Source organism: Cohnella zeiphila (assembly GCF_014212055.1).
GTDB lineage: Bacteria > Bacillota > Bacilli > Paenibacillales > Paenibacillaceae > Cohnella > Cohnella zeiphila.
The window spans coordinates 49,164-75,660 of sequence record NZ_JACJVO010000015.1; the positions used below are offsets into that span (position 1 = coordinate 49,164).

At 61.9% G+C, this 26,497-nt stretch carries 27 protein-coding genes; 7 read left to right on the plus strand and 20 right to left on the minus strand.

Annotated features, from left to right (window positions below; translation table 11 throughout):
• Window positions 1-4: 4 nt before the first annotated feature.
• The 4 genes from H7C18_RS12810 to vanG form a co-directional block, all read right to left on the minus strand.
• On the minus strand, window positions 5-2,068 hold the full coding sequence (locus tag H7C18_RS12810; protein ID WP_185129463.1) for an alpha-galactosidase: 2,064 nt from the start codon (window positions 2,066-2,068) through the stop codon (window positions 5-7).
• A gap of 206 nt (window positions 2,069-2,274) precedes the next feature.
• Window positions 2,275-4,422, minus strand: a complete 2,148-nt coding sequence (gene vanT / locus H7C18_RS12815; protein ID WP_185129464.1) for a serine racemase VanT catalytic subunit — start codon at window positions 4,420-4,422, stop codon at window positions 2,275-2,277.
• Window positions 4,412-5,269 (minus strand): D-alanyl-D-alanine carboxypeptidase family protein, encoded by an 858-nt coding sequence (locus H7C18_RS12820; protein ID WP_238357668.1) that lies wholly within the window; start codon window positions 5,267-5,269, stop codon window positions 4,412-4,414. Before H7C18_RS12820 ends, vanT begins: the two co-directional genes overlap by 11 nt.
• Window positions 5,266-6,324 carry a D-alanine--D-serine ligase VanG gene (gene vanG / locus H7C18_RS12825; RefSeq protein ID WP_185129465.1) on the minus strand — a complete coding sequence of 353 codons (1,059 nt, stop codon included), beginning with the start codon at window positions 6,322-6,324 and terminating at the stop codon, window positions 5,266-5,268. Before vanG ends, H7C18_RS12820 begins: the two co-directional genes overlap by 4 nt.
• 184 nt (window positions 6,325-6,508) lie before the next feature.
• On the opposite strand from vanG, the gene H7C18_RS12830 reads away from it, so the two are divergent.
• Window positions 6,509-6,637 (plus strand): DUF4023 family protein, encoded by a 129-nt coding sequence (locus H7C18_RS12830; RefSeq protein WP_185129466.1) that lies wholly within the window; start codon window positions 6,509-6,511, stop codon window positions 6,635-6,637.
• Window positions 6,638-6,711: 74 nt separating this feature from the next.
• Here H7C18_RS12830 and rocF read toward each other — a convergent pair whose 3' ends face one another.
• The 13 genes from rocF to H7C18_RS12895 all read right to left on the minus strand — a co-directional run bounded on the left by rocF (window position 6,712) and on the right by H7C18_RS12895 (window position 20,653).
• Window positions 6,712-7,614, minus strand: a complete 903-nt coding sequence (gene rocF / locus H7C18_RS12835) for an arginase (protein WP_185129467.1) — start codon at window positions 7,612-7,614, stop codon at window positions 6,712-6,714.
• Between the two features lie 66 nt (window positions 7,615-7,680).
• The gene (gene rocD / locus H7C18_RS12840; protein ID WP_185129468.1) at window positions 7,681-8,883 is read right to left on the minus strand and encodes an ornithine--oxo-acid transaminase; all 1,203 of its coding nucleotides are present in this window, start codon (window positions 8,881-8,883) and stop codon (window positions 7,681-7,683) included.
• Between the two features lie 309 nt (window positions 8,884-9,192).
• Window positions 9,193-9,399: a cold-shock protein gene (locus H7C18_RS12845; protein WP_185129469.1), complete on the minus strand. Its 207-nt coding sequence runs from the start codon at window positions 9,397-9,399 to the stop codon at window positions 9,193-9,195.
• An 82-nt stretch (window positions 9,400-9,481) separates the two neighbouring features.
• A complete protein-coding gene (locus H7C18_RS12850) occupies window positions 9,482-9,682 on the minus strand; it encodes a cold-shock protein (protein WP_025692494.1) in 201 nt (66 codons plus the stop codon).
• Between the two features lie 278 nt (window positions 9,683-9,960).
• Window positions 9,961-10,305 (minus strand): YrdB family protein, encoded by a 345-nt coding sequence (locus H7C18_RS12855; protein WP_185129470.1) that lies wholly within the window; start codon window positions 10,303-10,305, stop codon window positions 9,961-9,963.
• 437 nt (window positions 10,306-10,742) lie between these two features.
• The gene (locus H7C18_RS12860; RefSeq protein ID WP_185129471.1) at window positions 10,743-11,303 is read right to left on the minus strand and encodes an adenylyltransferase/cytidyltransferase family protein; all 561 of its coding nucleotides are present in this window, start codon (window positions 11,301-11,303) and stop codon (window positions 10,743-10,745) included.
• Window positions 11,304-11,475: 172 nt separating this feature from the next.
• Entirely contained in the window at window positions 11,476-11,955 is a 480-nt protein-coding gene (locus H7C18_RS12865; protein ID WP_185129472.1) for a hypothetical protein, read from the minus strand.
• Window positions 11,956-12,080: 125 nt separating this feature from the next.
• Window positions 12,081-12,860 (minus strand): ABC transporter permease, encoded by a 780-nt coding sequence (locus tag H7C18_RS12870; protein ID WP_185129473.1) that lies wholly within the window; start codon window positions 12,858-12,860, stop codon window positions 12,081-12,083.
• Window positions 12,857-13,663: an ABC transporter ATP-binding protein gene (locus tag H7C18_RS12875; RefSeq protein WP_185129474.1), complete on the minus strand. Its 807-nt coding sequence runs from the start codon at window positions 13,661-13,663 to the stop codon at window positions 12,857-12,859. The genes H7C18_RS12870 and H7C18_RS12875 overlap by 4 nt, the downstream gene beginning before the upstream one ends.
• A gap of 13 nt (window positions 13,664-13,676) precedes the next feature.
• Window positions 13,677-14,750, minus strand: a complete 1,074-nt coding sequence (locus tag H7C18_RS12880; protein ID WP_185129475.1) for an ABC transporter substrate-binding protein — start codon at window positions 14,748-14,750, stop codon at window positions 13,677-13,679.
• 30 nt (window positions 14,751-14,780) lie between these two features.
• Window positions 14,781-16,220 carry an aryl-sulfate sulfotransferase gene (locus tag H7C18_RS12885; protein WP_185129476.1) on the minus strand — a complete coding sequence of 480 codons (1,440 nt, stop codon included), beginning with the start codon at window positions 16,218-16,220 and terminating at the stop codon, window positions 14,781-14,783.
• 13 nt (window positions 16,221-16,233) lie between these two features.
• Window positions 16,234-16,785, minus strand: coding sequence for a MarR family winged helix-turn-helix transcriptional regulator (locus H7C18_RS12890; protein ID WP_185129477.1), 552 nt, complete (start codon window positions 16,783-16,785; stop codon window positions 16,234-16,236).
• A 280-nt stretch (window positions 16,786-17,065) separates the two neighbouring features.
• Complete coding sequence (locus H7C18_RS12895; RefSeq protein ID WP_185129478.1) at window positions 17,066-20,653, minus strand: RCC1 domain-containing protein; 3,588 nt, start codon at window positions 20,651-20,653, stop codon at window positions 17,066-17,068.
• Window positions 20,654-20,795: 142 nt separating this feature from the next.
• Between H7C18_RS12895 and H7C18_RS12900 the strand changes: the two genes are divergently transcribed.
• Window positions 20,796-21,944 (plus strand): ParB/RepB/Spo0J family partition protein, encoded by a 1,149-nt coding sequence (locus H7C18_RS12900; RefSeq protein ID WP_185129479.1) that lies wholly within the window; start codon window positions 20,796-20,798, stop codon window positions 21,942-21,944.
• 68 nt (window positions 21,945-22,012) lie between these two features.
• On the opposite strand, the gene H7C18_RS12905 is transcribed toward H7C18_RS12900, so the two are convergent.
• The 3 genes from H7C18_RS12905 to H7C18_RS12915 form a co-directional block, all read right to left on the minus strand.
• Window positions 22,013-22,417 carry a hypothetical protein gene (locus H7C18_RS12905; protein ID WP_185129480.1) on the minus strand — a complete coding sequence of 135 codons (405 nt, stop codon included), beginning with the start codon at window positions 22,415-22,417 and terminating at the stop codon, window positions 22,013-22,015.
• 102 nt (window positions 22,418-22,519) lie between these two features.
• Window positions 22,520-22,849, minus strand: coding sequence for a thioredoxin family protein (locus H7C18_RS12910; RefSeq protein WP_185129481.1), 330 nt, complete (start codon window positions 22,847-22,849; stop codon window positions 22,520-22,522).
• Window positions 22,830-23,210 (minus strand): MerR family transcriptional regulator, encoded by a 381-nt coding sequence (locus H7C18_RS12915; RefSeq protein WP_185129482.1) that lies wholly within the window; start codon window positions 23,208-23,210, stop codon window positions 22,830-22,832. Before H7C18_RS12915 ends, H7C18_RS12910 begins: the two co-directional genes overlap by 20 nt.
• 143 nt (window positions 23,211-23,353) lie before the next feature.
• On the opposite strand from H7C18_RS12915, the gene H7C18_RS12920 reads away from it, so the two are divergent.
• Genes H7C18_RS12920 through H7C18_RS12940 form a run of 5 tightly spaced genes read left to right on the plus strand, consistent with a single transcriptional unit; the run spans window position 23,354 to window position 26,428 of the window.
• Complete coding sequence (locus H7C18_RS12920) at window positions 23,354-23,578, plus strand: hypothetical protein (protein WP_185129483.1); 225 nt, start codon at window positions 23,354-23,356, stop codon at window positions 23,576-23,578.
• 23 nt (window positions 23,579-23,601) lie between these two features.
• Complete coding sequence (locus H7C18_RS12925; protein WP_185129484.1) at window positions 23,602-24,333, plus strand: hypothetical protein; 732 nt, start codon at window positions 23,602-23,604, stop codon at window positions 24,331-24,333.
• The gene (locus H7C18_RS12930) at window positions 24,330-25,565 is read left to right on the plus strand and encodes a glutathionylspermidine synthase family protein (protein WP_185129485.1); all 1,236 of its coding nucleotides are present in this window, start codon (window positions 24,330-24,332) and stop codon (window positions 25,563-25,565) included. Before H7C18_RS12925 ends, H7C18_RS12930 begins: the two co-directional genes overlap by 4 nt.
• Window positions 25,566-26,282, plus strand: coding sequence for a hypothetical protein (locus H7C18_RS12935; protein ID WP_185129486.1), 717 nt, complete (start codon window positions 25,566-25,568; stop codon window positions 26,280-26,282).
• Window positions 26,270-26,428: a hypothetical protein gene (locus tag H7C18_RS12940; RefSeq protein ID WP_185129487.1), complete on the plus strand. Its 159-nt coding sequence runs from the start codon at window positions 26,270-26,272 to the stop codon at window positions 26,426-26,428. The genes H7C18_RS12935 and H7C18_RS12940 overlap by 13 nt, the downstream gene beginning before the upstream one ends.
• Window positions 26,429-26,497 lie beyond the last annotated feature (69 nt).

Genomic DNA, 26,497 nt, shown 5'->3' on the forward strand with positions numbered 1-26,497 from the left:
GCCGCTACAATCTCCGAATTCGAATCAAAGCCGAGGATTCCTCCTCCATCTTGGCGAATGGGAGGCCCCGAAAGAGGAGTTCGATCCCGGCATGCGTTTCTGCACGCTCCTCTTGCGACCAGGTCAGCTCATAACGGGCGTCCGCGGCGAGTTCACGCAGCTTCAAGGTGCGCGAAGGCTCGGCGCCGGCTAGACGGAAGACGAACAGCAGGTGCTCGTCCTCCGCCGGGAGGCTGTATTGGAACGCGCTCCAACGATCGCCGCGGCCGTCATGGAGAGGCTGGCCGGTGAGGCGGTACAGGTCGGCTTCCCGGACGAAGCGGCGTACAAGCTGCCGATAGTCGGCGATATGGAGCCTTAGGCGCTCGGCTATCCATGAAGGCAGTTCGGGCAGCTTCTGAGAGATGCCAAAACCGTGCAGCATCGAGATGCGGGTATAACAATCGAAGCGCTCGGGAGTCAGGGACGGGTCGCTAGCCCGGAATCGCTGATTCGGATGTTCTCCCCTCCACTCCGAATAGCTCCAATGCAGGCAAGCGTCCGGAGCGAGGAACGTGGAGGCGCCCCAGAACACCTGAAGACTGTGCTCCGGCCAATCGGGGTCGCTCAGGAATGTCGTGTGAGTATGCCTCGCCATGCCAAGGTCGATTCGCAAGCCGCCGGACGCGCAATTTTCCAATAGCACCTCGGGAAAATCGGCGCGCACGCGGTCCAATACGGCATAGTAGCCCCGGTAATGCTCATAGAGACCGTCGCCGGGGCCGTGTCCGTGATCGTCGCACCCGCAGCCCGCTCCGGGGTCCAGGTTGAAGTCCAGCTTGATCCAATCGCAGCGATAATCTCGGATCAGCTGCGCGAGCGTATGATAAGCCCACTCGCGGACCTGCGGATTGCCGAAACAGAGATAGCCTAGAGAAGCGCCGTCCCGGCGGGCGACGAAATCCGGATGCTCTTCCGCCAGCTTGGCCCGCTGCCCGACCGCCTCGATCTCGCACCACAGCCCGAACTTCATGCCTTTCGCGTGAACGGCGTCCGACAGCGCCCGAATGCCGCCCGGGAACCGGGAAGCGTTGACGAGGTCCCAGTCTCCCCGGTAATCGTACCATTGCGTCTCTCCATCCGAAGGGCCGAACCACCCGGCGTCCAGCGTGCACACTTCAACGCCCAGGTCAGCCGCGCTTTCCGCGTTCGCCAAGAACGCTCGCTCGTTGATGTCCTGATCCTCGTAGCTCCACCAGTGGTTCCATTCCGCCGGCAGCACGCGGGACAGCCCGTTGCGCGGATACCAGTGGTTCCGGCCCACGCGGGCGTAATCGACGGACACGGAGTTCAGGTCCGCGCCGCTTCCGAGCGCGACGGCGACATGAACGCTCTCGAAGGAATCGCCGGAATCAAGCTCTTTGCCGAACGACCAATCGCTCAGCCCCGCGCTGAGACTCAGCTCTCCCTTATCCCCTTTTTCCAGCCGAATGATCCAGTTGCCGGACCACATGGGCGATACGTTCAGCAGTTCGCCGTCTTCCCGTACCAGCGTCGCCCACGGATGCTTGCCTTTGGAAGAACGGCCATACCTGGTTTCCAAGATAACGCGTTCCCCCACCGGCTCGGCCGCAGGCTCGAACTCGTTGCCCCAGTCGCTGGAGAACGACAGAAGCTGCCATTCGCCGGGAACGAACGTGAGCGCCAGGGAGTCCACTCGTTCCAGCCGAACGGTCCGCCCGCCGCGATTGCGGACGACGATCCACTTTTCGAGCAGCGCCGTTCCCTCGTAGCGAACGAGATGGCTCTCGATCTCCAAGCCGGAAGCGGGCTCGAACAGCACGACGGCCGTATGCTTCGCCCCGGCGGCCGCTGGCAGCTCGCGCGTCTCCACGACCTGCAAGCGGTCCGACCGTCCGTCGATCCGCTCCTTTCCTGCATACACGGCGAAGTCGGGGCCCGGCCCGCCTCCTTCCCCCGTCCAGGGCACGGCCCCGCGGCGGCCGAATTCAGCCAGCGCGATGCCGCCATCCAGCCGAAGCCGATAGGTCAGCCGGTCGTCCGATAGATCCAACAGCCTGATGCTCATCCGTCAAAGCCCCTCTCTCAATACGTAATGGCGATGGACATCTGCTAGTCTTCCATTTTCCATTGTAAGGGCTTATTTTTCTTTAACAAGAGACGGCGCGTATTCCTTGGCCACTTTCGATAAATACGAATAACCCCGCGAACCCTGCGGCTGCGAGGTTAACCGTCCATCATCAAGCTCCGAAGCCGCTGCCAAGCGGGAGCAGGCTATACGTACCTTCTGGCCACCCGAGCGCCGATCGAAGTCACCGTCTCGTTGGAGATCGTTCCGGTCCAGCCGGCGACTTCTTCCGCCGTGATGCATTCGTCTCCGTCCGCTCCGATCAGCGTAACCGTGTCGCCGGGGCGAACCTCCCCGATGCCCGTCACGTCGGCCATCATCTGATCCATACAGATGCGGCCGACGATAGGCGCCCGCCGTCCGCGAACGAGGACGCAGCCGCCGCGCTCCGACAGCTCGCGGGGAACGCCGTCGGCGTATCCGATCGAGACCGTCGCCACGACGCTGTCGCGAGAGGCGGCATAGCTCATGCCGTAGCCGACGTGCTCGCCGGCTCGCACCGTCTCCACGCGCGTAACCGTCGCTTTCAGCGCGAGCACCGGACGCAAGTCAATGCCGGCCGCCTTCTTGTCGCGCTCGTTGGCGAGCAGCCCGTACAGAGCGATGCCCGGGCGGACCAAGTCGAACCGCAGCTCCGGATAGTTCAAAATGCCGTAGCTGCTCTGCAGATGAACCGGCCCCGGATCGAATCCGGCGGCTCGCACTTCGGCCACCGCACGGAGGAACCGGTCGATCTGCCCCCGGGTGAACGCGACGGCTTCCGGCTCCGTCCCGTCCGCCGCGGCCAGATGGCTGAACGTCCCCGCTACCCGAAGCCGGCTGTGCCGGTACATCGACAGCACTCGCTCGATCCGGCCGGACGGTTCGCCGAGCCGGTTCATGCCGGTGTCGATTTTCACGTGAACGGCGAGCCGGTGCCCGCTGGCCTGCAGCCGCTCCGCATCGTCGGCGCTGACGACCGTCTGCATCAGCTTGAAGCGGACCAGGTCGGTCAGCCGATGCGACGGCGTATAGCCGAGCACGAGGATGTCCCCTCTCAGGCCTCCCCGCCGCAGCGCGATCCCTTCGTCGACCTCGGCCACCGCGAAGAAACGTACGCCCGCCTTATAGAGCCGCTTGGCGATCGGCACGCCGCCGTGGCCGTAGGCGTCGGCCTTGACGACCGCCATCATCTGCGTGCCGCCGGGCAGCAGGCTTCCGAGCGCGCCGATGTTATGTTCCAGATGCCCCAGATCGATCTCGGCCCAAGCCCGCGAAGGGATGTTCCCCGTCTTCCTTCTTCGCTTCCGAAGACGATCCAGACAGACGACCGCCATCGACAATAAGGCCGAAAGGACGGATACCGACAAGAAATAGACGAGACTGTTGCGGATCAGAAAGGGCACGAGTCCGGTCGCTTCCGCGATCCCGCGAAGCAAGACGATGGCAAGCGGGTGCAGCACGTACATCCAGGCGCAGATCGGCCGAAGCAGCCGGCGCTCGGCTCCGCCCCAGGCGAGCAGTAGCCGGAACAGAAAGTATGCGGCCGGAACCATCGCCGCGTACATGCTGTCGTGCCGCGGCCAGCCCGCCTCGTGAAGCGCCTTCCCTTCCGCCAGCAGCAGCCCCGAAGAGATCAGCAGCATGCCCGCGTAGCCTCGAACAAACCCGGGGCGCAGGGGCCGTCTGGCGGCCAGCGCTCCCAGCGCGATATACAAGGGAGCGAAAAACAAACCATTCCGCGTATAATGGAATCCCTCGAAGAGAACATCGTAGAACGACGAGAGAACGCCGGCTTTGGCGGTCAGCCCGTAATAGCTGTCGCCGAGCAATCCGAGCGCGTAGAGGAAAGCGGACGCGCCGAGCGTCCATCGGTCGGACAGAACGCCGCGCAGGCCATAGACGATGCACATGCCGAGCATGACCGCCGGAAGATACCACAGATGATACATCGTTCCGTTGAACGCGATATCCTCCGCGTAAGAGAGAACCCCTTTTCCCGAAGCGAAATACCCGTCGTACACGTTCAAAGGCAAGTACAGCAGCATTCCCGCCGCGTAGAACAGCCCGATTCGCGACAGGAACCGGCCCAGCGCCGCGCGTTCTTGCCGCCGGTCATCTCTCGGCCTGCCGAAGAGGAAGTAGCCCGACACCATAAAAAAGAAGGCGTTGGCCAGCCGCGCCAAAACGCCGGAAAGCAGAAAATCGGCCGTCAAACTATACGAAGAAAGCGGACCGGTGTGATTGGCGACGACGAGCAGCGCGGCCGCCAGCCGGAAACGGTCCACCCCGCCGTAGCCGAGCTTAGCGGCCATGGCGGTCGGAACGGCCGGCCGGGAAAGCCGTCGTCACGACGAACCCGTCCTTGTTGTTGCCGGACAGCCGCCGGCAATCCTCGGGTACGGCCTCGGGAACCGGCACGTTCGTCCTATCGCCGGCCGCGGCGACGTACCCGATCTCGAACCTCGCTTCGCGATTCTCGTAGACCAGCCGCGAGCTGCCGCCGGCATGGACCTTGACGTACTCCGTATACTCTTCCAGGCACAGGCCTTCCCGCTCCATGATCGCCGAATGCGGAAACCCGACATAGCGGTAATGCCACGGCTCGCAGGCGATGCCCGTGATCGGCGTCTTCTCCTCCCGGTATCGCTGAACGAAGCCGAATTGCGCGGCGAGCCGCCGGAAGTCGGCGCAGACGCCGTTGTCTGGGAAATCCGGGCGGATATAGTCCGTGTCTTCCCCCGCCAATCCGACGTCCACGGCCAGCCCGGTCTGATGCTCGCTCGCCCCCGGCAGCGCGACGTAGCTGGCCGTAAAGGCGGCGCCGTTCTCGCGCAGCGAGTCCGCGTACAGCTTCTCTTGCGCTTCCCGGGAACGGTAGCCGCTGACGACGGAGATTCGCCCTCCCGCCCGGCACTCCCGCAGCAGAGCGACGAGCTGAGACAGGCATGCCCGCTCCAGCCGGATGCGCGGCTCTTCAGGCCGGTCCGTTCGCAAATACAGTTCGGGAACGGGGGCGAGATTCCGCGGAGGCACCCGAACGGGATGTTCGCGGTTCACGAGAACGAGCTCTCCTTCGTACATCCCTTCCCGCTTCAACGGCAGTACCGCCCCGCCGCCGGTATCCGCCGGCTCCAGCCGCGAACCGCGATCCGCCATCATGGCCGCGCCTCCCGGACGGCCGCCTCGATCAGGCGGTCCAGCAGCTTGGGGAAGGAGATTCCGGCTTCCCGCATCATGCTCGGGTAGCGGCTTTTGGCCGTGAAGCCGGGAATCGTGTTCACCTCGTTGAACAGCAGCCGCCCGTCCCTGGCCAGGAACAGATCGACCCGGGCGAAGCCCGCGCAGCCGAGAACGCGGTAGATGCGCAGCGCGATCCGCCGTGCCGCTTCCGCCGTCTCCGGAGGGATCCGGGCCGGCAGATGAATGGCCGCGGTGGCCAGCGAATACTTCTCCGCGAGGTCGAAATACTCCCCGGCCAGCTCGATCTCGTCGATCTCTCCCGTCTCCGGCTGCGAGCCTCCCAGCACGGCGACCCCGAGCTCGACGCCGTCCACGTGCCGCTCGATGACCGCTTTGCCGTCATGCAGCAGAGCCGTCTCGATCCCCTGCAGCAATTCCCGCTCCCCGTAAGCTTTCGTAATGCCGATCGAGGAGCCCGAACGGGCCGGCTTGACGTAGACCGGATACCCGAATTCCTCCGCCTTCGCCAAGGCCGTATCCAGCGATTCGCCCGCCGCCAGCGTCCAGAAGGGGGCGACTTCGATGCCCGCCTCCCGAACCAGCATTTTGGACACCTCCTTGTCCATGCACACCGCCGACGACAGCGTTCCGCAGCCGACGAACGGCATGCCGGCCAATTCCAGCAGCCCTTGAAGCGTCCCGTCTTCACCGTTCCGGCCGTGCAGCACCGGAAAAACGGCGTCCAGCGGAGTGAAGCGGTATTCCGTGCCGACGAGCTCGATCAGCCCCTTCATCGTCCGGTTGACCGACAGGGTGGCGGGGACGCAGCCCGGATGCTGTCTCCATCGGTCTTTTCCGATCTCCCCGACATCCCCGTAATACCGGTACCAGCTTCCGTCCCTCGTAATGCCGACGGGGATCAGCTCGTACTTCTCCCGGTCCAAATGCGCCAACACGGCCGCCGCGGACGACAGCGACACGTCGTGTTCCGTCGAGCACCCTCCGAATAGAACTCCGATCGCCCATTTTCTCATCGCAGCCTGTCCCCTTGTTTATCGTATTGGCTTCTATGGTAACGGGCCGAATTTAGGAACGATTGAAGACAAGCTTAGAAGAGTCTTACGAAAGGCTAAACATTTATTAAGAATTTGCGCGTAACCGTATCGCCCTCCGGGAAAAGCTAACTTGAACGCCAACATCGCGCAGGAGGAATCTCAGGTGGAGAACACAAGCGATTTCGTACAGAAGGTGCAGGATAACCAGAAGAAGGCCGAGAAGAACAAGCATCAGGGAAAAGGGAACGAAGGCAACGTCCTCCCCGGCAAGCAGCACAGCACCAACAAATAACGCCGCGCAGAACGGCAAGAAGCCGCATTCCCCAAGCGATCCCCCGGGAAATGCGGCTTCTCCTTTGCCGGCGGTTATAACAGCCTCCGACCCAGCAGGGCCGCGGCAAGCTCTGCCGCCAGCCTGGCCGTTCGTCCGCTCGGGTCCAGGCGGGGATTGACCTCCACGAGGTCCATCGAGACGGCCCGGCCGGACGCCGCCAGCGTCTCCATCGCCATCCGGGCTTCCCGGTAGCTGAGCCCGCCCGGCACCGGCGTGCCGACGCCCGGCGCTTCGATCGGATCCAGCGCGTCCATGTCGAGACTGACGTGCACGCCCTCCGATCCCCGGCCGGCGATCGCCAGCGCCCGCTCCATGACGGCTTCGATCCCTTCGCGGTCGATATCCCGCATCGTCAGGCAGGCGATTCCTTCCGCGCGAATCAGCTCCCGCTCGCCCGGATCAAGATCGCGCGTGCCGACGAGCACGAGCCGGTCCGGCCGGATCGGCGCCGCGTCCGGCAGCGCCGACAGCTTCCACTCCGCCTGACCCAGCGCAACCGCCAGCGGAATGCCGTGCGCGCGGCCCGAAGGCGTCGTCCGCTCCGTGTTCAGATCGCCGTGGGCGTCGATCCAGACGACGCCCAAATCCCGTCGCCTCCGGGTCATCCCCGCCAACGAGCCGATCGCCACGCTATGGTCGCCGCCGACCACCAGCGGAAAGCATCCGGCGTCGTGCGCCCGGGATACGCGGTCGGCCACCGCCGAAGCCATCCGGCGCACCTCCGTCAAATGGCGGATGGGCCCTTGTTCCGCTCGCGTGCCGGACGGTACATGCGGCTTCGCTTCGACGGAGCCCGCCCATTCCGCTCCGGCGGCGGCGACCAGATCTTCCAAGCCGGCTTGAAGCACTCCCTTCGGCCCCAATTCGGCTCCCCGGCGTCCGCAGCCTTTCCAGAAAGGGACGCCGATGACTTGCACCTTGCGACGGTCGTTCAAAGAGCTCCCCTCCCCTTCGGTTGCCCTCTTCCTTCGAATAGTCGTCTCATTGTCTATACGGCCGCCTCAACCTGCCGGCGCATCAAGTTCGGTCTCGATCCGCTCCGCCGCCCAGTCGAGCTCGCTTTTCCGGATAATAAGCGGAGGCGCCAGCCGAATCGTCCGCTCGTGCGTCTCTTTGCAGAGCAGCCCGCGCTTCATGAGCCGCTCGCAGAACGGCCGCGCCGCCCGGTCCAGCTCGATGCCGACGAACAGTCCGCGGCCGCGAATCTCGCGCACATACGGGCTGCGAATGCTCCGGAGACGCTCCATCAGGTACGCGCCCAGCTCGTCGGAACGCTCGGCGAGACGCTCCTCCTCCGTCGCTTCCAACGCCGCCAGCGCAACCGCGCAAGCGAGCGGATTGCCGCCGAACGTCGAGCCGTGCGAGCCGGGTTCGAACAGGCCAAGCACCTCCTCGTCCGCCGCGACCGCCGACACCGGCAGAACGCCGCCTCCCAGCGCCTTGCCCAATACATAGACGTCGGGCACGACGCCCTCCCGGTCGCAGGCGAAGCGGCGGCCGGTGCGCCCGAAGCCGGTCTGAATCTCGTCGGCGACGAACAGGACATGATTCCGGGCGCACAGCTCCCGCGCGGCGGCCAAATAACCCGGAGGCGGCACGATGATGCCCGCCTCCCCTTGAATCGGCTCGACGAGGAACGCAGCCGTGTTCGGGCCGATCGCCCGCTCCAGCGCCGGCAAGTCGCCGTAGGGAACAAGCTTGAAGCCCGGCGTGAACGGTCCGAAGCCGCTGCGGTACTCCTCCGCCGACGAGAACGAAGTGACCGTCACCGTCCGGCCGTGAAAATTGCCCTCGCAAGCCACGATCTCGGCGGCGTCGGCGGGAACGCCCTTACGGCGGTAGGCCCAGCGCCGCGCCGCCTTGATCGCCGTCTCCACCGCTTCCGCCCCGGTGTTCATCGGCAATATTTTGCTCTTGCCCGTGTAGGCCGCCAATTTCTCGCCCAGCCGAGCCAGCCTATCATTGTGAAAAGCCCGCGAGGTCAGCGTCACCCGGTCCGCCTGCTCCTTCAGCGCTTGGACGATTTTCGGATGGCGATGCCCGTGGTTCAGGGCGGAATAGGCGCTCAGCATATCCAGATACCGATTTCCGCCGGCATCCTCCATCCATACCCCTTCCGCCTTCGCGATCACGACCGGAAGCGGGTCGTAATTGCGGACGCCGTAGCGGTCCGCCAGATCGAGCCACTTTTGAGAGTCGTCCATCTCCTCGGCCTCCTCCTCTCGCGCAACGCCTGCTCCATTGTATTCAGCGGGCGCGGGGAACGCTTCCGGCATGGGTAAGCACAGAACAAATCCCCCAAAAGTGACGTGATGCTCTGAAGTTAATTCCGATTACTTTTAGGGGAGCCCCCGATAAGAATCCCCCAAAAGTGACGTGATGCTCTGAAGTTAATTCCGATTACTTTTGGGGGAGCCCCTGGTTATCCACAGGAAAATTAATCGCATCATTTCCTAAACAACGAAAAACCCGCCGGATGTCGAGTCCGGCGGGCGGGAAAATCGAGCAAAGAGTCAGATCTTCCGCATTTTGGTGGTGTTGACGAGAGCGGGCAGCATCCGCGTGGCGCTGACCATGGGAGACGAACATAGGTAGCAAGTGGGAACGGCCTCGAACGAGAAGTCGTCGCGCATCCAGCCGATGCAGTCATCGCTGACGCATTGCCAGATCGCCGTCTCTTCCTGCGGCAGTTCCTCGATCGGTTTTTTCCGCGAATACATGGAATCAGCCCCCTTCTCCCCTAGTCTGCCCCAAAAATGAGAAAAGTCCCCGGCATTCGCCGGGGACTTTTCTCCAAAATTCTTACAGCTTTACAACGTTCTCGGCTTGCGGGCCGCGGTTGCCTTGGACAACGTTGAACTCAACGCGTTGGCCTTCGTCCAGCGTCTTGAAGCCGTCGCCGACGATTGCGCTGAAGTGCACGAATACGTCGTTGCCGCCTTCAACTTCGATGAAGCCGAAACCCTTCTCTGCGTTAAACCATTTTACTGTTCCTGTTTGCATTTGGAATGCCTCCAATAAATCAAATTTTACATGAGCTTTTTATTTTCTGTGCCAGAAATAAAAAATTCACATATTGGAAAAGGTTACACATACAAAATGATAACCCTTTACACTATGTGAATTCAGGTCATGATTTGTAAAACAAGTTTACCACACCTCTTCATGTAATGCAATTCGCAATTTTAGCAACAAAATCAGTATTACCGGCCCGCGACTTCTTTATTCCTTCCCTTCGCAAAAAACTTTATTCCTGCGCCGAACCCGCCGGGCGATCGCCGCTACTGTTCCATCTTGAACCCATAGCTCAGCGTCATCTCTACCGCCGCAAGCGCCAGGAATCCCCCGGCCAGCGAATGCTTGCCGGAGACGTACAACGCCAGCGCGGCCAATCCGAAAACGATCGCTTGAAGCAGGGCGCGTACGGGAATCGAGACCGGAATCGAAGCTTTGGGCGCGATGAAGGTTCCCCACAGGATGGCGATCAAGAGCGGCGTCCCGATGCCGAGCGCGATCTTGAGCGCCAATCCCGGCGGAAAATGGAATCCCCAGAGTCCGAACGCAGCCAGCGCCGCAAGCTCCATCAGAAAAAAGACGGCCATCACGAGTCCTTGAAAAATGATCATTCGAATCGTCCTCCTCAAAACTAATATTATTAGCTTTAATATAACTAATGTCATTAGTTTTGACAAGCGTTTCTTTTCAAAATGTTCCCGCCGTTGCCGCAGCCCCACGGAACGTGCTTAGATCTAACGAAACTGAGCGACGCTATTCGGACAAAATCATCGGCTTGCAAAATGTAAGGAAACCGAATGATCTTATTAGACATGCGCTCGCGATATTCCCGGCTTTCCGGAGCCAATAAGATCGTTCCGTTTCGTTAAAATGAAATCCATTCCCTTTTGGGCCAAATAAGAACGTATGGATTCGTTAGCAAGAGACAGGGCGTGTGTGATCCAGTAGAAAGTTCATGAGGTTAAACGAAAGGTGAATGGCGCTACTATTTAACGAGGTGAAAAAAGCGCGCCCGGCCCGCCGCGAGGCCGGGACGGGCGCGCGCGTCTCACGGCGCGGTCTCCTCGACCGCGGCGAGGCGCTCGCGAAGCTCATCGTAGTACGGATGCAGCCGCGGATTGACGTGCTTTTCCCAGAAAAGCCGATCCCCCGCCAGAATCGCCTGCCGCAAATCCGTCGCCCGAATCGGAATCCAGGCGCGAGGCACGATCAGCCGGCCCAGCTCGGCCAGCTCCTCCGGAGGGAACCACAGCTCCCGCTCCTCGTCGTTGCCGGTGATCATCAAATCCGGCTTCCCCCAGCCTTCTTCCCGCCCAACGCCGCGAACCGCCTCCAGCAAATATTGCCCCCAAGCGTAGCTGTGATCCGTCTCGTTCGTATAATCCGCCAAAGGCCGCACGCAAGCCCCTTCTCCGCACACCTCCCGCAGCATCTTCATGCGCAGATCGACCGGAAAAGGATTGCGCTTCGTCCCCTGAAGCTGCGCCGATCCGACCAGCACCAGCAGATGCTCGCACATGGAGTTCCCCATCTCGATAATCCGTTCATGCCCCACATGCAATTGCTGAAAACGCCCCAATATAAAGCCAAACCGAAACGGCTTGCCCATCCGTCGACTCCCCTTTCTTTCTTGATTCGATTATAGCGAGGTCCCGCCCCTCATTCCATCCCGTCTTTCCGCCGCTCCCGCGCTTCTTCTCCGAAAATCAAAAGCCCCCGCTTGACGGCGGGGGCGGACTTCGGGCCTGCGGGACGTTCCGGGAATTACGGTCTGCGCCGGACTAAGCCTCCTGCCGGGAAAAGCCTTCTTCCTCCAGGTACTCCCGGGCTTCCTCGTAGCTCTCGAAGGCGGCGTCCAGGTTCAAGCCGGAGAAAACGTACCACATGCCGTCCTCCTCCTCGAACTTGAGCTCGAGCTTCTGCCGTTTGGCGTTTTGCCAGATTTGGCTCGTTGGCGGAGCCGCGGCATCGGCGCCCGAACCGGACAGGGACCGGATGGACCCGGCGATAATCGAGCGAAGCTCTTCCGCCCCGAAGTCGCGGATGTTCACGAAGCCCTTGTCATCCGCATCTCCGGCATATTCCGGAAGCTCGCCCGCATAGACGAAGCCGTTGCCGTTCGGATGGAGGTGGTAGACAACGGTTTTCTTGTCGAACGCGCTTTGGTCGTAATGGTAATTCACGCGTCCCATGGACACGTCTTTGCGCTGCAATTCGGCGAACGAATCGGCGATGGCCAGCTTTTCTTCAAAACTTAGCATGTCGGGCCTCCATACGGCTGAGAGTGTTGTCCCTCAGTATAGCACAAACGCGGCCAAGCCCGCGCTTCCCCGGGACTTGGCCTCGGGATGCACGGGCGCAGCAGAAAGAGGAAGGAGCGGAAGGGCTAGCGGCGGACGGGGGCCGTGCTGACGACTCCGTAGCGGAACAGCGCTTTGCGGCCGATCCAGCCGACGAGCCGGTCGGTGACGAAGCCCATCAGCCCCAGGCTGATCAAGCCGACGAAGATCCAGTCCGTGCGGAAGAACAAGCGGGAATTCCAGATCAGGAAGCCGACGCCTTCGTTGGCTGCGATCATCTCCGCTCCGATGATCGCCATATAGGAGGTACCCATAGCAAGGCGGATGCCGGTGAAAATGTAAGGAGTCGTCGCCGGAATGACGACATGGACGAGGATCTGCCATTCCGATGCGCCCATGCTGCGGGCGGAACGGATCTTGTCGTCCTCGATGGAGAGCACGCCTGTCAGCGTGTTCATGACGACGATGAACAAGGTGGCGTATAGGATCAGGGCGATTTTCGATTCTTCGCCGATGCCGAACCAGACGAGAAAAAGGGTGATGAACGCGATCGGCGGGATGAACCGGATGAAGTTCAGGAACGGTTCGGCGAACATGCGGACGGCTCCCACCTTGCCGATCACGAGTCCGATCGGAATGGCGACGAGGCTGCCGAGCGCCCAGCCGACGAGCACCCGGTAGAAGCTGATGCCGATATAGCGGATCAACGATCCGTCGGCCAGCAGCTCCCGGGCTCCTCGCCAGGTGTCTACGGGGCCCGGGATAATCTCCGGACCGTACCACAGAGCGGCCAGCTGCCAGACGACGAGCGCGAGAACCCACAGAAGCGGGAGGGTGAACCATTTTTTCTGCCAAATCCGGCTCATGCGGTCCCTCCCCCTTCCGTCTCGTCAAAGTGCGCCTGAATGGTCTGATACAAGGAGTAGAACTCGGGTGCGGCCGCATCCCGCGGATAGGCCAACGGAACCTCGTAAATATGGGCGATGCGCGAGGACGGCCCCGGCGACATGATGGCGATGCGCCCGCCCAGCAGAATCGCTTCCTGGATGTCGTGGGTGACGAAGATGACGGTCTTGTTCGTCGCCTGCCAGATGCCGCTGAGCTCCTTCTGCATCGTCCGCCGCGTCATCGCGTCGAGCGCCCCGAACGGCTCATCCATGAGCAGGATGGCCGGATCGTTCGCCAGCACGCGGGCCAACTGGACGCGCTGCTTCATCCCGCCCGACAGCTCGCGCGGGAACTTCCCCTCGTGCCCGGCGAGCCCGACCATTCCGATGAAGCGGTCGGAGATTTCGCGGCGCTGCGGCTTCGGCATCTTCTTCATTTTCAGGCCGAACTCCACGTTCTGGCGAACCGTCAGCCATGGAAAAAGCGAGGAGTCGGCCTGCTGAAAGACGACCGCCCGGTCGCGGCCCGGCTTGTCGACCTCGACGTCGCCGACCTGCAGGCGGCCGCCGGTTTTGGAGACGAAGCCCGCGATCATGTTGAGCAGCGTCGATTTGCCGCATCCGCTGGGGCCGAGAAGGACGAAAAACTCTCCGCCCTTCACGACCAAGTCGACGTCCTGGATGATATAATGCACGTTGCCCGACTTCTTCGCCGTCTCCGCGTAGCTCTTGTTCAGCCGCTCGATCGTGATCGTATTCGCCGGGAAAGTGGCCAGCGCCATCGCTCTCTCCTCCTTAGTTCTCGTAAGTCACCCGGTCCGGGAAGCTTTGTTTCAACGGATCCAGCCGGACTTTGGCATTCAGGTCGAAGTCGGTTTGGATGATGCCGTTGTCGACCATGTACTTCTTCTGGCCCGCCAGACTGTCGTACGCTTCTTTGGTGAATCCGATCGACCAGTTGTTCGTCGCCAGATCCTTCAAGGTCGCTTCTTTCGGCTGTTTTACTTCTTTGAAAAGAATGTCCGCCGTCTGGTCCGGATGGTCCTTGATGAATTGGGACGACTCGTCGATGGCCTTGAGGAAGTTGGCGACGGCTTGCGGATGCTCCCGGATCAGGGAATCGGGAGCGATCAGGTCTCCGCCGATGCGCACGGACGTCTGCGACATGTCGGTCAGCACGTGCGCGCCTTCGATCGAGTCGAACTTCGCGAGCATCGCCGCGCCGGTAATCCAGGCGGCATCGATCTCCCCTTTCTTGAGCGCGACGTACGCCTCGTCGAGCCCGCCTTGGCCGATCTCCTTCGTATCCTTGACCGAGAGGCCGTTCTGCTTCAAGTATTCATCCCATAGATAAGGAACGAACGTGCCGCGGAAGGTGCTCAGCTTTTTCCCCTTGAGGTCCTCGGGCTTCTGAATGTCGTTCCGCACGAACAGCTTCCATTGGGCGGCCTGCTTGTCGGCATCCCCGCCGGTTGCCGCGATGATCGAATAGTCGCCCTTGCTTACCGCGTTCAGAATCGGAAAGTCCGCGCCGTAAGCGACGTCCGTCTGCTTGATGAACAGCGAGTTGATCCCTTCGGCCGGCGTGGCGAACGTCACGATCTCCGCATCGATGCCGTACTTCTCGAAAATTCCCTGGTTCACCGCAACGCGGAACACCGGGTTGGAGACGATGTCGGCAATCTTGATCTTGATCGGATCGTTCTTCGCGCCGCCGGCATCCTGCGACGCCGCCGCAGAGCCTGCGGGCGCCGCTTCCGCCGATGACGGCGATTTGCTGCCGCAGCCCGCAAGCAAAGCGGAAACCAGGAGAATGGCGGCTGCTGCGCCGACCCAGGCGAACCTGCTCTTCTTTCTGTCTTTTCTCATCGATACCCCTCCGTCTATCGAATCTCTCTTTTAGCCTTGAGGCTTCTCGTCGGTGCGGGCGACGCAAAGCGCTCCGTCCTCGTACGAGAACGCGCCTTCCACGACCGCTACCGTCGCCGCGCCTCGGCCCACCGCTCCCGGAACCCGATAATCGGCCACGTCGATCGGGACGATCGCTTCTTCTTGCGGCTTTTCCAGCTGGGGGATCCACTCATAGGGAACGCGATAGGCGCGGTATACCATGTTGGAGTTCCTTTTGTTTTTGTAAGGCGAGAGGTATTCCCACACCAGCTCGTGCTCGCGGGTCACTTCAAAGATGCGCCCGTCGGCCCCTTCCGTAACGAGCGTGTTGCCGTTCGGCAGACGCTGCGCGGAGCTGATGTACGGGCTGTAAAAGCGATACGAGTCGAGCGGCGCCTGAAAACCGGCCTCGGTCGGCGTGTACTGCCATTCGATCGCCAGCGTCGCCGGGTTGATCTCCAGCACGCGCGAATGGTCGCGGACGGCGTTCTTCTGACCGTAGGGCGACGCCGGATTCGGCAGCCCGTAACCGGCCCAGCCGCCGTTGTCGAACACGAGCAGGTTGCCTTCCCCCGGCAGCCCTTTGGGAATGATGTGCGCATGATGCTGGCCGATGATCCAGCCGAGATGCTTCACTTCCGGTCCCGAGAAGTCCGGGCCGAGCTGCCAGACGATCTTGCCCGTCTTCTTGTCTGTGATCGCGATGATGTTCGCCTCCCGCGAATCCCAGATGAGGTTCTCGGGGTGGAACCGTTCGTCGCCGGCGTCATAGAATCGGTTCGGCCCGACTTTCGACACCGAGTTGATGTGCAGCCAGTCGCCGCCGGTGTCGTTCCCGAAGTGGCGGCCGTTCGGATCGCGGAACAGCACGTTCTTCGCGCTCTCGTCGAAGCCGAGCTCTTCGAAATGGTCGCTCGCCGCCCATTCCCAGACGATGTTGCCTTCCCAATCGACCTCGAGGATCGTGTCGTCCAGCAGCACCTTGTCGGAGATTTCCGGCTTGCGGACGTTTTTATGGGCCAGGATGATCGTATTGCCCCCGTCCGTCCGAGGTTCCTGACCGGGAGCGTAATAGCCGACCGGATTGCCGTCCCGCTGGTAATCGTGATGCGCCCGCGCCATCCATTGCGCTTCGTAGCCGGGGTCCTGAACCAGCTCATACCGGTTGAACCGCCAGACGACGTTGCCGTCCCAATCGACCTGCACCAGGTCGATTTCGTCCTGAAAGCCATAGCGGGGATCGCGCTCTGCCGTGCTGCCCGTGACGTACCCCCCCGGGAGAATCTTGTTGGGAAATCCGCGGAGCCTCTGCCACAGATGCACTTCTTTGCCGCTCATATCGATAAGCAGCGCGCCGACGTCGGCCGCCTGGAAAACGGTATAGCCGCTCCAAGCTTTCTCGGGCAAATAAACGGTCGTTCCGGTCGGATAAATCGTAGGGTGTCCCATGTCCATCTCTCCTTTAATAGGTTAGAAATCGGTCCGGCTTCGCCGGCTCTTCCCGCCTGCCCGGCGCATTCTCCCGCGGCGGGGACGGCCGGTTCTCGTTCTCCTTCGCGAGCGCCAATATTTTCTCGGAGAAGCCTTCCAAATTGCGGACCAGCGTTCGGTAGATTTCTTTCTGGATTTCCAGTTCCAAATGCCCGAACCCCGCGAACAGCAGATTCATACTGCAACTTCCGATGTTGCTCTGCCGCTCGATCATCGCTCTTCCTTCGCCCGTGATGTCGAGCAGCACCGCCCGGCGATCCCCTTCCGCTCTCCGGCGAACGGCGAATCCCCGCTTCTCCAGCTTGTCGCAGATGGCGGTGATCGCCCCGGAAGTGAAGATCAGCTGCTCCGCCAGATCGCTCAGCTTCTGCTCCCCGTCCCGAACGATCTTGTGCAGGATCATGAGCCCCGGCAGCGCGACTCCCTCGACGGAAATCTTATCCCGCTCCTTAACGAACTTGCGCACCATCCTGCGAAAGAGATCGTCTACCTCCTTCAACGCTTCCTGATTGAGCTCGCTCATGTTCTCCTTTCCTCGGCCCGCCTGCCAAAAAGCACAAAAAAAGCCTCAATTGCGTCCCCGCGAGGAAACGCATTTGAGCCTTTGGTGGTCCAATCGGCTTATGAAATTGTTTTAACGTTAAAATAATGAACGTTAAAAGATATGCCCACATCATATACCGATAATTCTTATGAGTCAAGTGGGAATTATAAAATAAACAGCGACAGTCCTGGACGTTGGTTTCTCGTCCAAGGCTGTCGCTGTTTCCATATCCGGAGCGGGTCCGGTCCCTATCGTGCGATTAAATCAAATGGAGCTGCCGGAGCATCCGTTCGATCATCGCCGCGGCTTCGGCTCTTGTCAGATGATCGGAAGGCCTTATCTTCCCGTCCGAGCCTTGGACGACGCCCAGCTTCACGGCTTGCGCCATATCCGGCCTCGCCCAGCCGCTCACGCTTGAGCCGTCGGAGAATCCGGCCAACGCGCTCTCCGCTTCTTCGCAGTCGCCCCCGACGGCGGCCTCGTCTCCGGCCAGCTTCCGGGCGCGCATCAGAATCGCCGCCGCCTCTTCCCTGCTCACCGGCCCGGACGGCCCGAACGCGCCGCCCTCCGTTCCCCGCACGAGATCGTACGCGGACGCTTGCGCTACCGCTCCGGCGAACCAATCGTCTGCGCTCACGTCGGAGAATCGACTCGCCCCTTCCGCCGTATGATCGGGCAAGCCGAGCGCCCTCACCGCCATTGCCGCAAATTCAGCCCGGGTCACTTCCCGGTCCGGATCGAAATGCCGCTCATCCGTCCCGCCGACGATCCATCGGGAAGCCAGGTCCTCGATCGCCTGCTGCGACCACCGGCCCGCCACGTCCTCGAACGTCTTCGCATGAGAGACGAGAGCGTAGACGCTGTTGGTCAGACTGCGAATGACCGCATAAGTCTGTCCGTCCCGCTCCGTGAAGGAAGTGGGGACCGGGCGGAAAGTTCCGTCCTCGTTCAGCACGACGGCGGTCGCGACCCGGCTGGGGTCGACGCCTTCCGGAAGCGGGATTTCTCGCGTAACAAACGTATCGAAGCGATCCACCGGGATGGTGCTGCCGCCATAAACGGCCGAGATCTCGAACGTCACGGGAGGAACGACAAGCTCGAACGCTCCGCTTGCTTCCGCCGATTCCGCCGCCTTCGCTTCCGCATTACCGTTTTTGCCGATCACGACGCGGATCGCGATGTCTTCCGGCTTCACGCCTTCCCCGAATGAGGCCAGCAGCCGGTCCAGATTCAACTGCTCGGCGGGCAGCGTGTACGAGCCGTAGCCCGTCTGCAGCACGATCGCTCCCCGCTTCGCTTCCAAAGCTTTCGCGGTGCTGCCGGACAGCGATACGGCCGTCCGGTCCGCAGCCGGATCGGCTGCGGGAACGGCAATCAACGTCCCCTCGTCCGAAGCCGCAATCCAGTCGTTGAGTTCGGCCGGGTCCAATGTGACCGTGACGATCTGGCTTCCGTTCTGCGTCGATTTGGCCACCGTTGCCGCATTCTCGCGCGGCTGCTCCCCGACGATAATCGTAAAGCCGGGACTGGCAGGGGAAGCCGGGACGATCGGAGGAGGAGGAGTCGGATTCCCCTGCCATTGCGCATACAGGCTCACGTTCGCTTCGCCCATCGCGAACGTATCGCCCGCCGCGTAGCTCGTGCCGCTGCCGTCCTTCGCCGTATTCCATCCGGCGAACGCATAACCTGACTTCGCCAGGTCGCCCTTCCCCTGCACCGTGACCGGGTCGCCTTTTCCGTACGCGCCGGCTTCCATCGGCGCCAACCCGCTGTCGTTCCCGTTGCCGTCATACGTCACGGAATACGTGACCGGGTCCGTCGGAGGCGGAGCGTCCTCCCTCCACTGCGCGTACAAGCTCACGTTCGCTTCGTCCATTACGAACGTATCGCCCGCCGCGTAGCTCGTCCCGCTTCCGTCCTTCGCCGTATTCCATCCGGCGAACGCGTAGCCCGGCTTCGCCAGGTCCCCGCTCCCCAGCACCGTCACCGGGTCGCCCTTTCCGTACGCGCCGGCATCCGCCGGCGCCAACCCGCTGTCGTTCCCGTTGCCGTCATATGTCACGGAATACGTGTCCACCGGCGGGTCGGTCGGCGGATCCGTCGGCGGGTCCGTCGAAGGCGGAGCATCCTCTTGCCACTGCGCATACAAGTAAACGTCGGCCGTCCCCGCCGGAATCGAATCGCCCTCCGCGTAGGATGAGCCGCTGCCGTCCGAAGCCGTGTTCCAGCCTGCGAACGTGAAGCCCGGCTTCGCCAGATCGCCCTTCCCTTGCACCGGAATCGGCGAATCCTGCTCGTAGACGTTCGAGTCCGACGGAACCGTCCCCTCCGTGCTGCCGTTGCCGTCATAATGAACCGACACGAGCGCCTTCAAGGCCACTTCCTTCATCGGGTACGCGCCTTTGGAGCCGGCGTTGTCCTTGACGACGACGGTAAAATAGTACGTCTGTCCCGCCGACCATCCGCCGACATCCAAATGATCGAGATCCGTCGCGTCCCCGATCAACTTGAACCCTCTGGATTCGGCATACTTGACCGAATCGATGTCATCCATGTCGCTCATATAAACCGAATAGCGCAGCTCGGAAGTCGGCGTCAGGTTATCCGTCGCCTTCGTCCAGTTCAGAGTCAGGCTGTCGGAAGTAACGTCTGAGGCCGTAACCCCGCCGTCTCCGGGAGTCGGCGGCGTGTCGTCCAGCTTGGCCATGGAGAGGATCGGGGTTTGAGCGTCGGTCCAGTTGCCCGTTCCCAGCTGGCCGTAATCGTTATAGCCCCAGCCCCACACGAGACCGTCCTTCGTCATCGCCGAGCTGTGGAAGGCACCGGCGGCTACCGCCGTGATCCCGCTTAAACCGGCCAGCTGCTCCGGCTCGTACCGGTTGGTCGTCGTGCCGTCTCCGAGCTGATGGTAATTGTTAAGCCCCCAGCCCCATACCGTTCCATCCGACGTGAGGGCCAGACTATGCGTGCCGCCCGCCGAGATTTGCGTCACGCCGTGCAGATCGGCCACCTGAACCGGCGTCTTGCGAGCCGTGCTCGTGCCGTCACCCAACTGTCCGAAGGCGTTGGGGCCCCAAGCCCATACCGTTCCATCGCTTTTCAGCGCCAAATTGTGGTAGTTCCCCGCCGAGATCGCGATGATGTCCGTCAGACCGCTCACTTGGACGGGGACGGCCACCGCCGCCGAAGTCGTTCCGTTTCCGACTTCGCCGTCTATGTTATATCCCCACGCCCACACGGTTCCGTCGCTCTTCAGCGCCAAGCTGTGGTAGCCGCCCGCCGAGACGGCGACCGCGTTCGTCAGCCCTTGAACCTGAACGGGGACGTTTTTCTGCGCCGTCGTTCCGTCGCCAAGCTCTCCGCTGTCGTTCTTGCCCCAAGCCCATACCGTCCCGTCGCTTTTGACCGCCAGCGCATGGTATCCGACTCCCCCGGACAGGTCGGTCACGTCGCTGATTCCGGTCACCTGAACAGGCAGCGTACGATCGGTCGTCGTCCCGTCCCCGAGCTGGCCGTTGACATTATGGCCCCACGCCCACACCGTTCCGTCGTTCTTGATCGCATAGCTGTTCCGTTCTCCGGCGGCGATCTTCTTGACGCCGGTCATGCCGGACGCCGCAACCGGCGTATTCTGGTATCCGGTCTTCCCGTTGCCCATGGCGCCGTGCTCATTGCCGCCCCATGCCCAGACGGAACCGTCGCTCAGCAATCCCATCGTATGATAGTATCCCGCCACGATCTGCGGGAAGATCGGACCTGGCGCGTCCGCGGACGCCCGCTTCGGACCGAACGGCGCGGCGCCCAGCGCCATCAGCAGACACAGCAGCAAGCAGCTCGCTTTTCTCATGGATACCTTCTCCTCCTTGCCAGACCTTTAAGGCCGTTAACCATTGTACAAAGAGGAAAAAACGGAATCTATTAGCGAAAGTTAATTGCGCTGCGATATAATAGAAAATAGCGATTTTTCGGAAAAGATAGGAGAGCGGCTTATGGAAATGGTCGAAATCAGAATCGAGCTGATCGACGAGGACAAGGCGCAGCCGCGCTATCAGTTCGACGACGAGGCGCTGCGGGAGCTGATGAACAGCATCGGCGAGCTCGGATTGCTGTCGCCGATCAAGGTGCGGAAGACGGAAGGCGGGAGGTACAAGATCGTCTACGGCAACCGGCGCTACAAAGCGTGCCGGGAGCTGGGGCTAGCGACGATCCCCTGCATCGTGTCGGAAGCGGCCGGAGAGCTGGACATCTACCTTGAGCAGATCGCGGAGAACCTGACGCGCGAAGGCTTCTCGCCGATCGAGGAGGCCGAGGCGTTCCACAAGCTGCTGAACGACGAGCGCTTCGCCAGCTCCGTCAAGTTCCTGTCCGGCAAGCTGGGCAAGCCCGAAAGCTATATCAAGAACAAATGCGAGCTGCTCAAGTTCGGAGCCGCGGTGCGAAAGCTGGTTATCGCCGGCACGCAGATCCGCAAGGACCGGCTGACCGAGGATCAGCTCCTTCCGCTCAAGGACCTGCCGATGGAATACCGGGATCCGCTGGCGCTCACGTTCGCCCGGGACGAGACGCCGGTTCCCGACATCAAGCGGATCGCGAAGCTGTTCAAGGACGAATCGATCTCCGCAGGCTTGAAGGACAAGCTGCTCTACAAATCCGGCTACGAGCTGATGGAGACGTGGTCCACGTTCGAACACAACCGCAAGGAAAGAGCGCGCAGAGAAGCGGAAAAAGCGCAAGCCGCGGCGGAGGCGGCCAAGCGCGCGGAAGAGGCGCCGGAAGAGCGGACGGACGACGAGGCGCCGGCGGAACCGGAGAAGCGTGCCGCAGACGCGCCGGAGACTGGCGCTGCGCCCGCCGCGGCGGCGCAGGCACGGCCGGACCGGGACGGGCACGCGAGCGAAGCGGCCGCCGGAGCGCCGGAACCGGAAGCCGCCCGCTCCGTCGGATCGAAGCTGCAGCAGCTTTTGTCCGCCGCTTCGGCGGCCGCCCTGCCGACGGACGAAGAAATTCGCCTGATCGGCGAGCTATCGTCGCATGAGGCGGAGCCGCTTCTGGAGCAAGCCGGCCAGCTCGTCGATCGGCTCGAGCGGCAGCTTGCCGCTTGGAGCCGGCTGCAAGCGGCTGTTCCGGCCCGCAAATAACGCGAGACTGCCGCATGCACGCAAAACCGCCTTCGGAAAATGCTCCCGAAGGCGGTTCTTTTCTATGCTTACCGATGAGAGAAATAGCTGTGCGCGACCTTCCTGCGCTCCTTCATCAGACGATCCTGCTCATATTCGTGGCGAACCTGCTCTTGAATCCGGATGACGCAGGAGCCGCACAGCTTCCCGGACCGGATCGGCTGCGAGCACAGGTCGCACTCGTCCGACAGATTCGGATAATCGTATAGTTTCAGCTTGCCGTTGCGAATCCAGGAGCGGATGCGCTCCGGACGAACGGACGCCAGCTCGGCCACCTGTTCGTTATTCAAAAACCGGTTCCGCCGCAATTGACGCTCGATCGTCTGGAGTTGGCCGTCTTCTTCGGCGGAGCAATTCGGGCAGAGATGGCGGGAGTTTGCCCGATACAGACCTCCGCACCCGGGACATTGGTCCACTTGTAGTCCAATAGCCATAGACGACCCTCCATGAAAAATCAGTTCTTTTGAACCAATTCTATCACGGTTTAGGTCTATTTTCACCTATTATTTTCCGATATTTTTCCTGTCGGCGGTACGTTAAGAGGCGGGCAAGCTCCGGTCGATGACGACCCGGTAGGCCTCCTTCGGCCGCAGGCCGACGAGCTTGTCGGTCGGAACGCCGTCCTTGAACACAATGACGGTCGGCAGTCCCATCACCTGAAAGCGCGCAGCCAGCTCCGGATACTCGTCCGCGTCCACCTGTCCGAAGCTCGCCGAACCGTCGTACTCCGCGGCCAGCTCCTCCAAAATCGGTTGAAGCACGCGGCACGGCGGACAGCGGTATACATTGCCGAATTCGAGCACCGCCACGTCCGTTCGCAGAAACGCCTCCAGCGCTTCTTCCTTTTCAATCGGCGTTACGCTCATCTTCTCCTCCTTCCCGCTCCGCCCGGATCGCGGCGATTCGCTCCACGAGATTGGACCGGATCGCCGTAAGCTGCCGAAGCTGACGGTCGATCTCCGCCAGCTTGCTCTCGTAGACCGGCAGCACTTCCGCGCAGAACGCTTCTTTATTTTTCATGACGCAGTGCAGGAAGTCCGCGATCTGATCGGTGCCGAGCCCGAGCGACAAATATAGTTGGATCGTGTTCACCTGTTCGACGGCCAATCCGTTGTATTCCCGGTACCCGCCGGGCGTTCGGACCGCCGCGAGCAGCCCTTTCTGCTCGTAATAACGGATGGATCGGACGCTCGCCCCCGTCGCCTTGGCCAATTCGCCTATTTTCAAGATCGTCGCCTCCCCGCTGCATTTCCAGCATAAACCCTGACATCAATGTTAGAGTCAAGCGCGAAATTCGTAAAGAACTGAAACAGAGCGCCTTTCGGGGCGTATGTATCGCATATGATTTTTATGAAAGAGAAGTGATTGGATTGGAAAAGGGAATGAACGTTCATCTGCTGTTAAAGCTGCCCGGCGGAGAGATGCGCAAAATCGACGAGCGCGAATGGAGCTCGGATATGCTGGCGGCTCTGAATCACGTGAACTACATCACCGTAGGCGGCGTCGAATACGAGACGCTCGAGGGGCGGCTCAACGTTGATTTGCCGGCGGTCGAGCTGCTGATCGCCGAAGTCCGGCACGCGAAAATACTTTAAAACCGGAAGAAGGGAAACGCGCCATGAGTCCGAGAGAAAAACGCCGCAAGGACGCCGAACGACCGCAGCTGCAGCTGCTCGCCCCGGACGGCAAGCCGCTCAAGGCGCTGAGCACATCGCTCGGCATCGCGCTGCTGGCGAACGCGCTATATTCGGCAGGGACTCCGCGGACGGCTTCGGCCGCGGACGACGCGCCGGTTCCGGCAGCCGGGGCGTCCGCTTCGGCGACGTCGTCCGCCTCGGCTTCGGCCCGGCCGGCCGGTCCGGTGCTGGTCGAATGGTCGAACGACGAAGTCAAAGCTTACTTCGACCCGTCCGTCGACTGGAACATTCCGCTGCCGGATGATGACGCGGAACAAGCGACAAGCGCCGGCACCGAAGGCACAGGGGGCTCGGCAGGCGGCGGAACGGGCGGGACCGTCATCGTTCGCGACGGCTACTCCGGCTTCGGCTGGGACGATCTGCTGCTGTACCACCTGATCATGGGCCGCGGCGGTTCCTATTCGTCCAGCGCCTACTACGGCAGCCACGCCGCCTACACATCCGGCGGGCAAGCTTACAAGCCCCGCTCCTTCGGGCAGGACGCGTTCCGGAACAAGCCGGTCGTCGGCTCGTCCGTCCGCCCGAAAACATCGAATTCCGGCGGCTCCATCACCCGCCGGTCCACTTCCTCCTCCGCCGGCGGCATCGGCGGCAAGTCCAGCGGCTTCAGCTCGTCAGGCTCCGGCAAATCCTCGGGAGGGTTCGGCGGATGAGCGAAGACGCATTCCGGAATCCGAACGGCCCGGAGAGCGGTACCTCGCCGTTCGAAGCGGTCGGCCGCCCTCGCCGCAACCGTCAGGCCCGGGTCGAGACGCTGCGGGAGATGGGATTCGGCTGGGCGGACCTGGAGAAAGAACCGTATTGGATCGATCAGACGATCGTCATGGACCGAAGCGTTTATACCGAGCTGGAAGCCGCGTCTTGCGCATTGTGGGGCGTCTTCGACAAGGCCGCCCGGTTCGCGACGGGCAAGCACGATCTGTACGCGATGATCGGGATTCCCGAAGTGCTGTGGGCCAGCCTCGACCTTCTTCCCCTTCCCGACGAAGGGAAAATCAGCCGCTACGCGAGGTTCGATTGGGCCGTCTCGGACCGGGGCGACATCAAGCTGCTGGAGCTGAACGCCGATACGCCGACCGGCTATGCGGAGGCCGCGGTCGCGACGCCGTGGATGTGCGGGCAGCACGGCATCCACTCTCCCAACGAGAGAATGGCTTCGCTCGTGCGGGAAGCCTGGGACGTCTGGCAGCCGGATTCGGCCGCTTGCGTCGGCTACGGCTCGCACCTCGAGGACAGCGGCACGATCGACATGCTCGTCCGCCATGGAGGCGGGACGACCCCGGCCTACGATTGCCTCGACCTGCGGGTCGACCATGGCGTCCTGAAGAATAAGGAGGGCGCGGAACTGCGCCGCCTGTTCGCCCTATATCCGAAGGAATGGATGTCGGTCGACGACGGCGGAGACGCGCTCGCTTACGCATTGGAGACGGGAAGGCTGACGCTGTTCAACTCTCCGCATGCGATTCTGCTGCAGTCCAAAGGACTGCAGGCGCTCATCTGGGGGCTTTACGAGCTGCATCTTCTATTCCTTCCGGAAGAGCGGGAAGCGATCGGGCGCTACATGCTGCCGACTTACAACAAAGCGGTGTTCGACGGCGACTTCGTGTCCAAGTCCATGTTCGGCCGCGAAGGAGGCTCCGTCTCGCCGTTCGATTCGGAAGGACGGCCGGAGCTTAAGGATCAAGGCGGCTTCGATACCGGCCGCCTGTTCCCGACCGTCTACCAGAAGCGGGCGGAGCTTGCCCGGATTCGGCTGGCCTCGGGGGAATTCCATCTGCTGACCGGGATGTTCGTGCTGAACGGCACGCCGTGCGGCCTGCTGGGGCGCGCGGGCGGCCCGATTACGGGCCATGCCGGCCATTTCGTAGCCATGGGGGTACGGTAATTGAGCCAATGGGAACCTAGAAACGGGCGAAACGCCCCGCGGCAGTCGTCGTCGCGGTTTCTCTCCGTCGTCGTCGGGGGCGTGATGCTGGTCATTTTTCTCGCCGTCGTGTCGAGATCCTGTTCCTCTTCGGGCTCCGATTGGAACGGATCCGCCGTCTCCCGGGAGCAGAGCGATACCGCAAATTCGGCTCCGCGGCAGCAGCAAACTCCATCCGCGACGGTTCCTTGGGACTATCGCCTGGTCGAGGAGACTGTCGGCGATCTGGTCGGCGGCGACATGAAGCTGCTTCCGGACGAGGATCTGCTGCCCAACGACGACAATTACGCGACCGGCGACAAGATATGGGCACTGCAGTACATGGGAGCCGTCATGAAGACGGAGGAAGGCAACCGCGCGGACGTGACGCTCACGTCCTGGAAGGCGATCAAATCCTATAAAACGAAAGAAGCGGCCCAGGGCGACCTGGATAAGCTGAAGCTGAGCCTGAAGGCGGAGATCGATCTGGTCGGCGTGTACAAGACGCAGTATCAGGGGCAAACCCGCGAGTTCGCCGTTCTGACGCTGCCCTCCGGCCAGACGATCAAGCAGCCGGTCGACGATGCGCGGTACGAGAAGCTGAAGCCGCTGAAGAAAGTCGAAGTCATGCTGGAAGAAGTACACGATTACGGCGATTATGATATGGCTTATGCCAAGTTTCGGGGGTGGGCGGCCTGATCGCGCCCGATCTGCCGGTCAGCGTCGTCGCGATGATCGTTCTGAAGCGGCCCGATCATCTGCGGCAAGGCAACGAAGCGGCCGGAGCGCCGCTCTGCTTCGTATTCGTCGAGATGGGCTTCGCCGTCAGCAGCCTGATCGTTTAGGGTCGAAAAACCGGGCCTTCGGGTGTATAATGTACGGAAACAGACGTTCTATCCTGGAGGCATGAGTTC

What these genes read in the sequence shown, in the direction of transcription:
- vanT (WP_185129464.1), bottom strand. Translation starts at nt 4,422, where the DNA reads ATGGCCGCTAAGCTCGGCTACGGCGGGGTGGACCGTTTCCGGCTGGCG.
- H7C18_RS12930 (WP_185129485.1), top strand. Translation starts at nt 24,330, where the DNA reads ATGAGCGAAGACGCATTCCGGAATCCGAACGGCCCGGAGAGCGGTACC.
- H7C18_RS12905 (WP_185129480.1), bottom strand. Translation starts at nt 22,417, where the DNA reads ATGGCTATTGGACTACAAGTGGACCAATGTCCCGGGTGCGGAGGTCTG.
- H7C18_RS12875 (WP_185129474.1), bottom strand. Translation starts at nt 13,663, where the DNA reads ATGGCGCTGGCCACTTTCCCGGCGAATACGATCACGATCGAGCGGCTG.
- H7C18_RS12910 (WP_185129481.1), bottom strand. Translation starts at nt 22,849, where the DNA reads ATGAGCGTAACGCCGATTGAAAAGGAAGAAGCGCTGGAGGCGTTTCTG.
- H7C18_RS12895 (WP_185129478.1), bottom strand. Translation starts at nt 20,653, where the DNA reads ATGAGAAAAGCGAGCTGCTTGCTGCTGTGTCTGCTGATGGCGCTGGGC.
- vanG (WP_185129465.1), bottom strand. Translation starts at nt 6,324, where the DNA reads ATGAGAAAATGGGCGATCGGAGTTCTATTCGGAGGGTGCTCGACGGAA.
- H7C18_RS12820 (WP_238357668.1), bottom strand. Translation starts at nt 5,269, where the DNA reads ATGATGGCGGATCGCGGTTCGCGGCTGGAGCCGGCGGATACCGGCGGC.
- H7C18_RS12925 (WP_185129484.1), top strand. Translation starts at nt 23,602, where the DNA reads ATGAGTCCGAGAGAAAAACGCCGCAAGGACGCCGAACGACCGCAGCTG.
- H7C18_RS12855 (WP_185129470.1), bottom strand. Translation starts at nt 10,305, where the DNA reads ATGATCATTTTTCAAGGACTCGTGATGGCCGTCTTTTTTCTGATGGAG.
- H7C18_RS12880 (WP_185129475.1), bottom strand. Translation starts at nt 14,750, where the DNA reads ATGAGAAAAGACAGAAAGAAGAGCAGGTTCGCCTGGGTCGGCGCAGCA.
- H7C18_RS12850 (WP_025692494.1), bottom strand. Translation starts at nt 9,682, where the DNA reads ATGCAAACAGGAACAGTAAAATGGTTTAACGCAGAGAAGGGTTTCGGC.
- H7C18_RS12900 (WP_185129479.1), top strand. Translation starts at nt 20,796, where the DNA reads ATGGAAATGGTCGAAATCAGAATCGAGCTGATCGACGAGGACAAGGCG.
- H7C18_RS12890 (WP_185129477.1), bottom strand. Translation starts at nt 16,785, where the DNA reads ATGAGCGAGCTCAATCAGGAAGCGTTGAAGGAGGTAGACGATCTCTTT.
- rocD (WP_185129468.1), bottom strand. Translation starts at nt 8,883, where the DNA reads ATGGACGACTCTCAAAAGTGGCTCGATCTGGCGGACCGCTACGGCGTC.
- H7C18_RS12860 (WP_185129471.1), bottom strand. Translation starts at nt 11,303, where the DNA reads ATGGGCAAGCCGTTTCGGTTTGGCTTTATATTGGGGCGTTTTCAGCAA.
- H7C18_RS12845 (WP_185129469.1), bottom strand. Translation starts at nt 9,399, where the DNA reads ATGTATTCGCGGAAAAAACCGATCGAGGAACTGCCGCAGGAAGAGACG.
- H7C18_RS12885 (WP_185129476.1), bottom strand. Translation starts at nt 16,220, where the DNA reads ATGGGACACCCTACGATTTATCCGACCGGAACGACCGTTTATTTGCCC.
- H7C18_RS12865 (WP_185129472.1), bottom strand. Translation starts at nt 11,955, where the DNA reads ATGCTAAGTTTTGAAGAAAAGCTGGCCATCGCCGATTCGTTCGCCGAA.
- H7C18_RS12810 (WP_185129463.1), bottom strand. Translation starts at nt 2,068, where the DNA reads ATGAGCATCAGGCTGTTGGATCTATCGGACGACCGGCTGACCTATCGG.
- H7C18_RS12870 (WP_185129473.1), bottom strand. Translation starts at nt 12,860, where the DNA reads ATGAGCCGGATTTGGCAGAAAAAATGGTTCACCCTCCCGCTTCTGTGG.